Genomic DNA, 12,632 nt, shown 5'->3' with positions numbered 1-12,632 from the left:
TCAGAACGCGCCTGAGAGACTCGCGCCTATCTCGGATGCGCCCGCGACGGGCGCGAGCTCGAGCGAGGTCTTCGCGGGCTCTTTGGGCTTCTTCTGGAGGAGCAAGATCGCGGTCGCCGTGCCGACCGCGGCGACGCCGACGCCGAGCGCCACCTGCGCGCCGTAGTGATAGAACTTGAGGTCGTCGTAGCGCGACGCCATGGAGCGCGGGCACGACTTGCCGCCCGGACCGCAGGCGTCTTCGAGATCCTTGAGCGCCCCCTGGCGGAGCAAGAACAGCACCCCGGAGCCGACCAGGCTCGCGGCGCCGACGCCCCCGACGACGACCGGCACCACCTTGGACGGCGGCTTCTCCTGCAAGGCGCCCGCCCGGATCAGCAACTCTTGCGGCAACGCTTCGAGCGTCACCTCGACGCGCGTCACCCCTCCCTCTTTCAGCTCCACCGTCTTTTGAAACGGCTTGTGATTGGGCGCCTTGGCGGTGAGCGCGTGAGGCCCGGGATCGAGCGGCACCTCGACGCCGATCGACGCACCGCCGAGGGCGACGCCGTCGAGCGCCATGGCCGCGGAGGCCGCCCCCTTGCCGCGCGCGATGACGAGCTTCGGGATCCGGGCGCGCAGCCGGCCGATCGACTGCTCGACCTCGCCCCGAAAATCGGGCCCCACGGCGTCGGCCTCGGCGAGCGCCAGCTCGTAGCCGCCGAGCGCGGCCACGAGCCGCCCCAGGTTCTCCTCGCACACGGCGATGTGGAACCGGACTTGCGGCGTCATCCGCACCTGGCCGACCTCGCGGAACTGCTGCAGGGCCGCGGCCCAGTTGCCCGCCTGCTCGAGCTCGGTCGCTTGCTGGAACTGCGCGCGAGCTCGCTTGAGCGCGTCGTCGTCCTGGGCGAGCGCGGGCGCCTCGAGCAGCAGCAGCACCGCTGCGACGCGGAACATCCGTGGAAAATTCCTCACCGCTGCGACGCGGAACATTCGTAGAAAATTCCTCACCGCTGCGACGCGGAACATTCGTAGAAGACTCCTCATGCGAGGCTTACCATAGTCGCTTGCCGTCTCCGCTCCTGTCAACGTGGCGGCGCGGCCTTCGCGGCGCGACGCCGCGCCGCGTCGTCGTCGGAGGTGCGAGCGTGCCGGCAGAGCTCGGCGCTGTTCCCGGCGCTGCTCCTGCCGCCGTCTCGATTTGTGGCCGCGAGATCCGCCGGAGGATGATACTTTTGCCGTTGGATGTCGACCCCGAGCTTTCTGCGTTGCTTCGCGCTGCTCCGCGCGTTCTCGGCCGCCGCGCTGACGGCGGGGATCTCCGCCGCCTCGTGCAGCGTGCCGGACTTCGAGTTCCCGTCGGAATACGACCCCGGCCCGCCGGCGCACTGTACCGATGACGCGCAGTCCGACGGCGAGACGGGCCTGAACTGCGGCGGCGAGTGCGATCCGTGCCCGCTCGGCGCCGGCTGCGCCGCGAGCCGCGACTGCGCCGAGGGCGAGTGCATCGACGGCATCTGCCAGGAAGCGGGTTGCATGAACCACGCCCGCGACGGCTCGGAGTCGGACATCGATTGCGGCGGCAGCTGCGACAAGAAGTGCGCGACCGGCCAAGACTGCAACCTGGCCAGCGACTGCGAGAGCCGCGTGTGCCAGGAGGGCCTGTGCGTCGCGCCGACCTGCACCGATGGCGTGCACAACGGCACCGAGAGCGACGTGGACTGCGGCGCCGACTGCGGGGGCTGCGAGGACCGAAAAAATTGCCGCTCGAGCAAGGACTGCCTCAGCAGCGATTGCATCGACGGCGTGTGCGGCCCCACCTGCCCGGATGGCTACGCCAACTGCGATCGCCAGGTCGAGGGTGAGTGCGAGGTGAACCTGCGCGGCGACGTGGACAACTGCGGCGCCTGCGGCCAGAAGTGCGCGCTGCCGCGCGCGACGGCCGAGTGCCAGGGCGGCGCCTGCAAGGTCAAGGAGTGCGAAGCACCTTACGCCGACTGCGACGGCGACCCCGAGAACGGCTGCGAGGTGAACACCGCGACCGACTCGAGCCATTGCGGCGGGTGCGACGAGCTGTGCCCGGCCGTGAACGGCGACGCGTATTGCGAGGCGTCGGAGTGCAAGATCGCGTGCGACGAGGGCTTCACCGACTGCAACGGCCTGGTCGGCGACGGCTGCGAGAGGGCGGTCACCCGCGACGTGTTGAACTGCGGCGGGTGCGGAATCGAGTGCAAGCCCACGGCGGGCGGCAGGCCCTGGTGCCGCGACGGCGAGTGCGGAGAGACGGTTTGCCCGGCCGGCAGGGGCGATTGCAACGGCGACCCCGACGACAGCTGCGAGGTGAACCTGGCCGCCGATCCGGAGAACTGCGGCACGTGCGGCAGCCTGTGCACGGTCGCCAACGGCACCGGCAAGTGCACGGCCACCGGCTGCGCCATCGGCACCTGCGAGCCGGGCTTCGCCGACTGCGACGGCAGCTACGAGAACGGCTGCGAGACAAACACGGCGACGAGCCTCAGCCACTGCGGCGGCTGCGGCGAGGTCTGCACCATCGCCGGCGGCGCCCCCAAGTGCGAGGGCGGCGAGTGCAAGGTGAGGACCTGCAACAGCGGGATGGGCGACTGCGACGGCGACCCGGACAACGGCTGCGAGACGAACGTCAACGCCAACCAGACCCACTGCGGCGCCTGCGCGGCCGCCGGCGGCGTCAACTGCAACACGATCTACGCAAACGCCACCGCGACCTGCCAGAGCGGCGCCTGCTCCTTCGTCAGCTGCAAGGCGGACTATGCCAACTGCAACAGCTCGCTGACCGACGGCTGCGAGGCCAACATCAGGACCGATGAGGCGCACTGCGGCGGCTGCGGCACCCAGTGCAACACCATCCACACCACCAGCAACCTGTGCATCGACGGCACCTGCAACCCGGTGTGCACGAGCGCGCAGTACGACGACTGCGGGGTACCGAGGAACGGCTGCAACATCGACCTGTGGAGCGACGCGAGCAACTGCCTCGGCTGCAACCTCGTGTGCGAGAGCGGGGCCAGCGCCCACGTCACCAGCAACCAGTGCAGCCGGTCGGGCTGCAACCCGGTGTGCAGCGGCCTGTGGCGCAACTGCGACGGCGACGGCATGAACGGCTGCGAGAAGGACGTCTCCAGCGACATCAACGCCTGCGGCGCTTGCAACACCCGGTGCCTCCAGGCGAACGCGAGCACCACCGCCTGCAGGAGCGGCACCTGCGTGCCCACCTGCAACCCGGGCTGGAAGGCGTGCGGCGACCCGAGCGACGGCTGCACCACCCAGCTCGGCACCTCCAGCAACTGCGGCGACTGCGGCCACGTGTGCTCGGGAGCGAGGCCCATCTGCTCGAACGGCAGCTGCGTCGTCACGCCGGACATCGTCGTCGTCAACTCGGGCACCGGCAGCGTGAGCGCCAGCGGGTCGACGACGCCCATCATCACCGTGAACCACGCGCTGCAGTCGCCGTCGGGCAACGATCGCATGGTCCTGGTCGGGGTTGTCGCCTCCGAGAACGCGCTCGTGCCGGTGAGCGTCACCTACGACGGCACGCCGATGACGCTCTTCAACGGGGTGACAACCGAGAACAACGCCACGGCGCGCATCTACTACCTCCTGGACAGCCAGCTGCCGGCCACCACCGGCACCAGGCCCGTGGTGGTGCAGATGGCGAACTCGGCCAGCTGGGGCATGTACTTCGCCAACGTGGTGGAGCTGAAGGGCGTGCATCAGTCGAACCCGTTCGCGAGCGCCACCTCGACTGGCCTCCTCAACAACGCGATGGACTGCAACGGCACGGCCCGAGGGGTCACCACCAACTTCAGCGCGACCAACTCGTTCGTGTACACGGTGATGGCGGCGCGCAACGCCAACGCCAGCCCCGCCATCAGCCCCACCTCGGCCACCTCGACGATGAACCTGCGCCTGACCTCGCCGGCGACCATGGTCGCGCTCGCCGGCTACCTCGTGGCCAACTCCAACACCACCATCTCCTGGAATGTGAGCAACTGCTGGAGCACCGCCGGCGTCGGCGTCGCCGTGCGGCGCGCCGGCGGGGGCTGAACCGAGGCAACGCGGCCGTCGTCGTGAGGGGACAGCGCCGGCGCCGAGGGCGGCGGCGTGGCGCCGCAGCGGCGGCCGCGCCGGGCCGCGGGTGGGTCCGGGCTCACGCGGGGCCCTCGCCGCCGGAGGCGCCGGTCCGACCTGAACGACGCTTGGCCTTCTGCCCGCGAGCGCTCGTGACGCTCTCGATCAGCGCGCGGAGCTTCGGCTGCTCCTGGGTGCGCGCCGGAAAGTACAGGTAGAAGCCAGGTCCCTTCGTGATGAACGCCTCGAGCACGCGCTCCAGCCGTCCCTCGGCGAGGTCGCGCTCGATGGCCTGGTCGGGGACGTACGCGAGGCCCGACCCCGCGCACGCGAGCGCGACCATGAGCGCGATATCGTCGACGACGACGCCGCCGGGAACATCGACCGTGATCGTCTTGCCCCGGCGTTCGAGCTCCCAGCGATAGACGGTGCCGCTCGCGATGAGGCGCTGGCGGATGGCGCGATGGTGGACGAGGTCCTCCGGCGCGCGCGGTCGCCCCGCCTCCGCGAGGTAGGCCGGCGAGCCGACGATCGACCACGACGAGTCGCTCGTGATCGGGACGCGCACCATGTCCTTCTCGACCGCGTCGCCGAGCCGGATGCCCGCGTCGAAGCCGGCTGCCACGAGGTCGACGAAGGCGTCGTCGAGCGAGACCTCGATGGACAGCTCCGGGTACGCCTCCCGCATCTGCGCCACGAGCGGAGCGAGGAGCCATGCGCCGCTCATGCGCGGCGCGGTGATGCGGAGGTTCCCGGAGGGACGCCCGCGGTAGTCGCCGAGCGCGGCGAGCGCGCCCTCGACGTCGGCGATCGCGGGCTGGAGGCGCTGAAAGAGGCTCGCGCCCGGCTCCGTGAGCGCGACGCGCCTCGTGGTCCGCTGAAACAGCACCACGCCGTACCGTCGCTCGAGGAGCTTGATCTTCTGGCTCACGGCGGTGGGGGTGACGCCGAGCGCCGCGGCCGCGGCGGTGAAGCTCTTGCAGCGGCCCACGGCGAGGAACGTCGTGAGCCCGTCGAGCGCGTCGATCATGCCCGATTATGAAACGTACGTTCATAGAGCTTCAAGCGTTCTGCGCATTTTCTTCACGATCGGGATGCTGCATGTTCACTCCTGCGAGGGGGCGCACCCCCGGACCAGAAGAGGAGATCCCCATGGAAACGAGCGAGAACGAGCGTGTGTGGTTCATCACGGGAGCATCGCGCGGAATCGGCGCGGAGATCGCGAACGCGGCGCTCGCCGCCGGCGATCGGGTGGTCGCCACCGCGCGCGATCCGAGGAGCATCACGGAACGCTTCGGGCAACATGAGGCGCTCCTCCCCGTCGCGCTCGACGTGACGGACGAGGCGTCCATCGCCGCCGCGGTCGAGGCCGCCGTCGCTCGGTTCGGCCGGATCGATGTGCTGGTGAACAACGCCGGCTACGGCGTCGTCGGCGCGATCGAGGAGACCCAGGGCGACGAGGTGCGGCGCGTCTACGAGACGAACGTGTTCGGCCTGCTCGCGGTGACGCGCGCCGTGCTTCCGCAGCTCCGGAAGCAGCGCGCCGGCAGGATCATGAACCTCTCGTCGGTGGGCGGCTATCGGTCGGGGCCTGGGTTCGGCATCTACTGCTCGACGAAGTTCGCCGTCGAGGGGATCTCGGAGGCGCTGCACGCAGAGCTCGCGCCGCTCGGCATCGCGGTGACGGTCATCGAGCCGGGCTACTTCCGAACGGAGTTCCTGGAGGCGAAGTCCGCCGTGGCGACGGGAAAGGTCATCGACGATTATGCGGAGACCGCGGGCAAGGTCCGGAGCTACGCGAAGGAGGTCAGCCTCCAGCAGCCTGGCGACCCGGTGCGGCTCGCCCGCGTGGTCGTCGAGCTCGCCCGCGCGGAGAACCCGCCGCTCCGTCTTCCGCTCGGCACCGACGCCATCGCCGCGATCGAGGCGAAGAACGCGTTCGTGGCGCAGGAGCTCGCCGCGTGGCGCGCGGTCTCGGCGTCGACGGACTTTCCGGCCTGAAGCTCGCGCGCCCGAGCGGCGCTGGCGGTGCGCGACGGAAGACGTGGTGGCCGGCGAGGTCGACGCGCTCGCCGCCTCGTTCGCGAAGGCGGATCGCGAGCGCTCCAGCGACCTGCTCGCGCGGCTCCTCGATCAGGCTCCGGACCGTTGAACCAGCTGCGCGACGGCGCGCGCGCTCGCCTCGTTCGCGGGGGATAACACGAGCACCGAGAGGCCGTCGCTGCCTTCGACGTGGAACACCGACGACTCGAGCACGATCTCGCCGACATCGGGACGGACGAGCCGCTTCTGAAACCCGCCCTGCGACCGGATCTCACCTTCGTCCCACAGGCGGCGAAAGTCGGGGCTCGTCTCCATCAATTCGTCGATCAGCGCCGTCGCCTGGTCAGATTGGCCAGCACGCGCGATGTCGACGCGAAAGGACGCTAGACAGGTACGGCGAACGTCTTCGACGTGGTGCACCTTGTTTTCTGACCCCGGTTGGAAGACCCGGCGCAGCAAGTTGCGGTCGCGCTCCGGGACCGCCGCGTAATCGCCGAGCACCGCGACCGCCGCGCGATTCCAGGCGACGATCTGGAACGTCGGCGTCTTCACGAACGCGGGGATGGAGAGGTTGTCGAGCACGAGCTGGAGCGACGGCGTGACCGCTGCGGGCGGCGCGGGCTTGCGCGGCGGCGGACGGCCGTGCGCGAGCAGAAACAGCATCTCGCGATTCGCGTCGTCGAGCTCGAGGGCGCGGGCGAGGCGCTCGAGCACGTCGCCCGACGGCACGCCGCCGCGACCTTGTTCGAGCCATGTGTACCAGGTCACGCTCACACCGGCCCGGGCGGCGACCTCCTCGCGGCGCAATCCGGGCGTGCGTCGGCGCGCGGTGGTTGCGGGGCGGACGCGCTCGCGGCGGTCGCGCAGGAACCTGGGGAGGGTGGTAGCCGCCATACCAGTATAGCTGCTCATCTTTTCGGACGAGCTACCCGAGGCTACGGTCCTCACATGACCAAGTCAATTCGAGTGTTCGTCACCGGCGCGACCGGCTGGATCGGTACGGCGGTGCTGAAGGAGCTGCGCGGCGCCGGCCACAGCGTACTCGGCATGGCGCACAGCGATGCGGGCGCCGACAAGCTGAAGGCGCAGGGCGTGGAGGTTTATCGCGGCGACGTCAGGGACCCGAGGAGCCTCGTCGAGGGCGTCCGCGCGACCGATGCGACGATCCACCTGGCGTTTCACATGGACTTCTCGGACTTCCCGCGGATGAACCAGATCGATCGCGGCGCGATCAGCGCGATGCTCGATGCGATGGCGGGCACGAACAAGGCGTTCATCGGCACGAACGGCACGCTGGTGGTTTCGAAGCCTGGCAAGGTCGCGCTCGAGACGGACGAGTCGCCGGCGAGCTCGCCGCTCACGGTCCGGTTGCAGGCCGAACGTCTGGTGGTCGATGCCGCGAAGCGCGGAGTGCGTGCCAGTGTCATCCGGCTGGCTCCGACGGTGCACGGCGCTGGTGACAAGGGCTTCATCCCAATGCTGATCAATATGGCGCGCGAGAAAAAGGCCGCTGGTTACGTCGACGATGGCAACCATCACTGGCCCGCGGTGCATCGCGACGATGCGGCGCGGCTGTACCGGCTCGCCGTCGAGAGCGCGCCGCCGGGGTCCGTGCTGCACGGCACCGCTGAGGAAGGCATCACGATGCGCGCGATCGCGGAGACGATTGGCAAAGGCACCGGTGTGCCGACGAAGAGCGTGCCGGCCGCGGAGGCAGGCGCTCACTTCGGGTGGATGTCGATGGTCGTCGGGCTCGATAACCGGGCCTCGAGCGAGGCGACGCGTGAGCTCCTCGGCTGGAAGCCGGAGCAGCCGGGCCTGCTCGACGACATGCGCGCTCACTACTTCTGATCTACCGTGGAGCCATATTATGACAAGCGCTGATGTCTCCGGCGGCCGCTCGTCATCGACCGGCTTTTCTGGCGGGATTTCTGACCCGCGGTGCTAGTCCGCGGTCGTCTTCCGCCGCTGGAACTGCGCGAACAGCGCGGCGCGGACCTCGTCGTGCAGCGGCTCGCCCGGGATCCCCCGGAGCGTATCGATCGTCAGATCCATCTGCCGCAGGTAGGTCCGGCACCGATCGCACCACGCGAGGTGCCGCGCGCAGCCCTCTTCCTGCTCCGAGGACAGCTTCCCCTCTCTCCGGTCGGTGATCATCTCCGTCAGCTGACAGCACGTGACGACCATGCGCGCTCACCCCCTCGTCAGGTATCGCTCCAGCGCGGCCCGGAGCTTCGATCTGCCGCGGTGCAAAAGGACCCGCTGGTTCGCCTCGCTGATGCCCAGGATCTCGCAGACCTCGTCGGAGGGACACCCCTCCACGTCGCGCAGCAGGACCACCGCGCGCTGGCCAGGCACCAGCGCCTCGATCTCCCGCTGGAGCACGACGCCGATCTCCTTGCGCAGCAAGAGCCCCTCCGGGCTCTGCTCCGTCCAGGGGACAGGCGGGCTCACCCAGTCGCCCGTGCTGTCGAATCGGGCCGGGTCGACCGCGGGCTCGCCGCCGTGCTCCCCGTCCTCCAGCCAGGAGACGGGGACCGTGCGCTTCTCCCGCGCGCCCCACGTCCTGGCGCGGTTCGTGAGGATCCGGAACACCCAGGTCTTCAGCGCGGAGCGCCCCTCGAAGCGGACGAGCCCGTCGAAGACCGCCGCCCAGGTCTCCTGGACGACCTCCTGCGCGCACGCGGGGCCGGCGATGGTCCGGGCGAGCCGGAGCATGGGCGTGTAGAGCTGGGTCACGAGCTGCTCGAAGGCCTGCTCGTCGCCCGCGAGGAGCCGGCGGACGAGCGCGAGGTCGTCCGCCGGCGCCGCGGAGCAGGCCGCGCCGTCCGCCGCGGAGAGCGGGCCTACCTCGGCCGATGCGCGCTGCGCCGGCGCGGCCGCAGTGCCGCCGGCGCCGGCGTCGGCCAAAGCGTCGTGGGACACGCGGAGCACGGTACCACGCCGGCGAGCCCCCCATCAATCGACGCAGATCCCTGGCGGCTCGCCCCGCGGAGGACGGCGGCCGCCGCCCGGGTCACAGCGAGGTCAGCGCGTCCGCGACCTCCTTCGGCTTCGTCAGGAAGGGGGCGTGGCCCGCGTCGATCGAGATCACCTTCTCGCAGGGCAAGGCCGTGTACTGCTGTCTCTGCTCCGCAGGGCTGATGGCGAGATCCTGGAGCGCCTCGATGTAGACCCGCGGGACCCTCCCCCACCGCTCCTCGGTGACGTGGATGGGCTCGTCGAACGGCTTGGCGGGCTCCTCGCGCAGGTGGCTCTCGAGCGCCTCGATGTCCTCCGGAGAGCAATCCTGGCAGAAGGCTTCCTCGGCCCACCCCTCCTTGAAGCTCAGCGAGGTGCCGTCGCTCGACGGGACCGCGTACGCCTTGATCTCCGCCCCCGCGTCGTCGGCCCACTCCTGGTTCAGCGACTGGCCGTCCTTCATCAGGAACGCGGTCAGGTAGACCAGCGTCTTCACCTTGTCGGGCCGCTGCTCGGCCGCCTGGCTCACCACGATGCCGCCCATGCTGTGGCCCACGAGGATCACGGGGCGCGAGGCGCTGTCGATGGCCTCCACCACGGCGTCGGTATAGGCTTGCAGGTCGGCGTTCGCGAGGGGCGTCCGGTCCTCGCCGTGCCCGGGGAGATCGAGGGCGATCACCTCGTTGCCGCCGGCCTCGAGGAGCGGCACCACCTTGTCCCACGCCCAGCCGCCCACGAAGGCGCCGTGGACCAGGACATACGTGTTCTTGTTCGACCCCTGAGGGCCGCCGGCTCCGGTCGCGCCGTCGCCGTCCCCGCCGCCGCAGGCAGGGAGCGCGGACGACATGAGCGCAGCGGCCGAGATCATGGTCCCAAACCGCAGGACCTTGCGAAGCAAACCGTTCATGGATGTCTCCTCATCGTCGCCTGGCTCTCCTCGAGCGCGACGTCATCAGGTGTCTCGACGTGCGATGAATGCGCGCGCCCCTGCGCCCGGGCCTGTCCCCGGCGCCACGGCGGCTCATCCCGCTACCAGCACAGTCTCGGAGGGGGCCCGAACGTTACAGCCCGATCGAGGAATCGTACGGAGGGGTGCCGGGGCGGCGCGCCCGGCGGCCCCTGGTGGCGCCGCGCGTTCTGGGCTAGACGCGCCGCGATGCCCTGGCGAACGGTCGAGCCCCGAGGAACCCGCGCGCCCGCGCGCCGCAGCCCGCTCGAACGCGAAGAGGACCGCGAGCCGTCGGATCGGCAGGCCCGAGGAGGGCGCCGTGGCTAGCGAAGACGATCTCGTCGCGCGCGACCGCCGCTGCGTGATGCACCCCTACGCCGCGCCCATCTCGAGCGCGCCGCTCTTCGCCGTCGAGCGCGCGGAGGGCGTCCGCCTCACCCTCACCGACGGCCGCGAGCTCGTCGACGGCATGTCCTCCTGGTGGGCCGCCATCCACGGCTACGGGCACCCGGCCCTGACGGCGGCCATCAGCGCCCAGCTCGGGCGGATGAGCCACGTCATGTTCGGGGGCCTCACCCACGCGCCCGCGGTCGAGCTGTGCGAGGCGCTCGTGGCGCTCACGCCCGAGCCGCTGACGCGCGTCTTCCTCGCCGACTCCGGCTCCGTGTCGGTCGAGGTGGCCATCAAGCTCGCCTTGCAGTTCTTCATCGCGCGGGGGCGGCCGGAGAAGCGCCGCCTGGTCAGCGTGCTCGGCGGCTACCACGGCGACACGTTCGGCGCGATGGCGGTCACCGACCCCGTGAACGGCATGCACCACCTGTTTCGCGGCGCGCTCGCCCAGCACCTGTTCGCCCCGGCGCCCGGCCCGGCCTTCGGCGCGCCCTGGTCGCCGGAAGCGCTGGGCAGCATGGCCGCCCTGCTCGAGCGGCACGCGCACGAGGTGGCGGCCGTCATCCTCGAGCCCGTCGTGCAGGGCGCCGGCGGGATGCGCTTCTACCACCCGGGCTACCTGCGCGAGCTGCGCGCCCTCTGCGACCGCCACGACGTGCTGCTCGTCCTCGACGAGATCGCGACCGGCTTCGGCCGCAGCGGGGAGATGTTCGGCTGCGAGCACGCGGGCATCGCGCCGGACATCCTGTGCCTGGGCAAGGCCCTCACCGGCGGCACCATGACCCTGGCCGCCACGCTCTTCACGGAGCGGGTGGCCGAGACCATCGCCGGGAGCGAGCCGCGCGTGTTCATGCACGGTCCGACGTTCATGGGCAATCCGCTCGCGTGCAGCGCCGCGCTGGCCAGCGTCCGGCTGCTGCTCGATTCGCCCTGGCGCGCGCGGGTCTCGGCCATCGAGGCGCAGCTCCAGCGCGAGCTCGCCCCCTGCCGCGCCCTCGACGCGGTGGCCGACGTGCGCGTGCTCGGCGCCATCGGCGTGGTCGAGCTCAAGCGGCCCGTCGACATGGCGCGCGTGCAGCCGGCGTTCGTGGAGCGCGGCGTCTGGTTACGGCCGTTCGGGAAGCTGGTCTATACCATGCCTCCTTACGTCATCGAGCCGAGAGACCTGTCGCGCATCAGCGAGGCGATCGTGGGCGTGCTGTCCGGGATCTGAGGCGCGGCGCGCTCCGCCGCACCCCGCCGTGCTAACGTGCGCGCCCCGGTCATCGCTCCGGTGCACACGGATGACGCACGACCACGAAAGGGTACGACCATGACCAAGGGCGCGTGTCTATGCGGAACGGTCCGCTTCGAGATCGACGGTCCGTTCCAGACCATGCTGAACTGTCATTGCTCGATGTGCCGCAAGTTCCACGGCTCGGCGTTCGCCACGGCCGCGGTCGCGCCGCTGCCAGGCTTTCGCTGGCTCGCCGGCGAGCACACCGTCCGCGCGTCGAGCGCGAGCCCTCATCGCTCCTTCTGCGGCACCTGCGGCGCGGCCGCGCCGCTGCTCGCCCCGGACAGGCAGCTCGCCCTGGTCCATGCCGGCAACCTCGAGGGCGATCCCGGCATCGAGCCGCAGTTTCACCAGTTCGTCGGCTCCAAGGCGCCCTGGTACACGATCACGGACTCCCTGCCGCAGTTCGAGCAGTGGCCGCCCCAGATCCAGGCGCCGGTCGTCGAGCGCCCCTCGGCAGCGTCCAGAGAGGGAGTCACTCAGGGCAGCTGCCTGTGCGGCGACGTGGCCTTCGAGTTCGAGGGCGCGCCCCTGCGCATGATGTACTGCCACTGCACGCGCTGCCGCCGCGGGCGCAGCGCCGCGCACGCGGCCAACGTGTTCGTGGCCCTGGACAGGTTCCGCTGGGTCCGCGGCGACGCGCAGGTCGCGAGCTACAAGGTGCCCGAGGCGCGGTTCTTCAGCGTGGCCTTCTGCGTGGGCTGCGGCGGCGCGGCGCCGCGCCTGTCGCCCGAGCGCGGCTTCGCCGTGGTGCCCGCGGGCGCGCTCGACACCGATCCCGGCATCCGGCCGGCAGCCCACATCTTCGCCGGCTCCAAGGCGAGCTGGTTCCGGATCACGGGCGACGTGCCGCAGTTCGCCGAGCTGCCGCCCCAGGCCTGACAAAGGCGCCACGGCGCAAAAGCGCAAAACGACCGCGGGCGA

At 70.7% G+C, this 12,632-nt stretch carries 11 protein-coding genes; 5 read left to right on the top strand and 6 right to left on the bottom strand.

Annotated elements, in window-relative coordinates:
* Positions 1 to 939 (bottom strand): PEGA domain-containing protein, encoded by a 939-nt coding sequence (locus NQZ70_RS04935; protein WP_129573179.1) that lies wholly within the window; start codon positions 937 to 939, stop codon positions 1 to 3.
* 288 nt (positions 940 to 1,227) lie between these two features.
* On the opposite strand from NQZ70_RS04935, the gene NQZ70_RS04930 reads away from it, so the two are divergent.
* Complete coding sequence (locus NQZ70_RS04930; protein ID WP_129573178.1) at positions 1,228 to 4,065, top strand: hypothetical protein; 2,838 nt, start codon at positions 1,228 to 1,230, stop codon at positions 4,063 to 4,065.
* 103 nt (positions 4,066 to 4,168) lie between these two features.
* On the opposite strand, the gene NQZ70_RS04925 is transcribed toward NQZ70_RS04930, so the two are convergent.
* A complete protein-coding gene (locus tag NQZ70_RS04925) occupies positions 4,169 to 5,119 on the bottom strand; it encodes a LysR family transcriptional regulator (protein ID WP_129573177.1) in 951 nt (316 codons plus the stop codon).
* A gap of 122 nt (positions 5,120 to 5,241) precedes the next feature.
* On the opposite strand from NQZ70_RS04925, the gene NQZ70_RS04920 reads away from it, so the two are divergent.
* The gene (locus NQZ70_RS04920) at positions 5,242 to 6,090 is read left to right on the top strand and encodes an oxidoreductase (RefSeq protein ID WP_129573176.1); all 849 of its coding nucleotides are present in this window, start codon (positions 5,242 to 5,244) and stop codon (positions 6,088 to 6,090) included.
* A gap of 132 nt (positions 6,091 to 6,222) precedes the next feature.
* Here NQZ70_RS04920 and NQZ70_RS04915 read toward each other — a convergent pair whose 3' ends face one another.
* Positions 6,223 to 7,026: a helix-turn-helix transcriptional regulator gene (locus NQZ70_RS04915; protein WP_129573175.1), complete on the bottom strand. Its 804-nt coding sequence runs from the start codon at positions 7,024 to 7,026 to the stop codon at positions 6,223 to 6,225.
* Between the two features lie 54 nt (positions 7,027 to 7,080).
* Between NQZ70_RS04915 and NQZ70_RS04910 the strand changes: the two genes are divergently transcribed.
* Complete coding sequence (locus NQZ70_RS04910; RefSeq protein ID WP_237245044.1) at positions 7,081 to 7,983, top strand: SDR family oxidoreductase; 903 nt, start codon at positions 7,081 to 7,083, stop codon at positions 7,981 to 7,983.
* Between the two features lie 93 nt (positions 7,984 to 8,076).
* Here NQZ70_RS04910 and NQZ70_RS04905 read toward each other — a convergent pair whose 3' ends face one another.
* The 3 genes from NQZ70_RS04905 to NQZ70_RS04895 form a co-directional block, all read right to left on the bottom strand.
* Positions 8,077 to 8,319 (bottom strand): anti-sigma factor, encoded by a 243-nt coding sequence (locus tag NQZ70_RS04905; protein ID WP_129573174.1) that lies wholly within the window; start codon positions 8,317 to 8,319, stop codon positions 8,077 to 8,079.
* Between the two features lie 6 nt (positions 8,320 to 8,325).
* Complete coding sequence (locus NQZ70_RS04900; protein WP_129573173.1) at positions 8,326 to 9,057, bottom strand: RNA polymerase sigma factor; 732 nt, start codon at positions 9,055 to 9,057, stop codon at positions 8,326 to 8,328.
* Positions 9,058 to 9,148: 91 nt separating this feature from the next.
* Positions 9,149 to 10,000 (bottom strand): alpha/beta fold hydrolase, encoded by an 852-nt coding sequence (locus NQZ70_RS04895; RefSeq protein ID WP_237245043.1) that lies wholly within the window; start codon positions 9,998 to 10,000, stop codon positions 9,149 to 9,151.
* A gap of 361 nt (positions 10,001 to 10,361) precedes the next feature.
* Between NQZ70_RS04895 and bioA the strand changes: the two genes are divergently transcribed.
* Together bioA and NQZ70_RS04885 are read left to right on the top strand one after the other, a co-directional pair.
* Complete coding sequence (gene bioA, locus NQZ70_RS04890) at positions 10,362 to 11,645, top strand: adenosylmethionine--8-amino-7-oxononanoate transaminase (protein ID WP_129573172.1); 1,284 nt, start codon at positions 10,362 to 10,364, stop codon at positions 11,643 to 11,645.
* 99 nt (positions 11,646 to 11,744) lie between these two features.
* A complete protein-coding gene (locus NQZ70_RS04885) occupies positions 11,745 to 12,590 on the top strand; it encodes a GFA family protein (protein WP_129573171.1) in 846 nt (281 codons plus the stop codon).
* Positions 12,591 to 12,632 lie beyond the last annotated feature (42 nt).

It is taken from the genome of Sorangium sp. So ce836, from assembly GCF_028553905.1.
GTDB lineage: Bacteria > Myxococcota_A > Polyangia > Polyangiales > Polyangiaceae > Sorangium > Sorangium cellulosum_D.
Note: the sequence above shows the minus strand (reverse complement) of the source record. Positions and strands in the feature narration are given on the sequence as shown.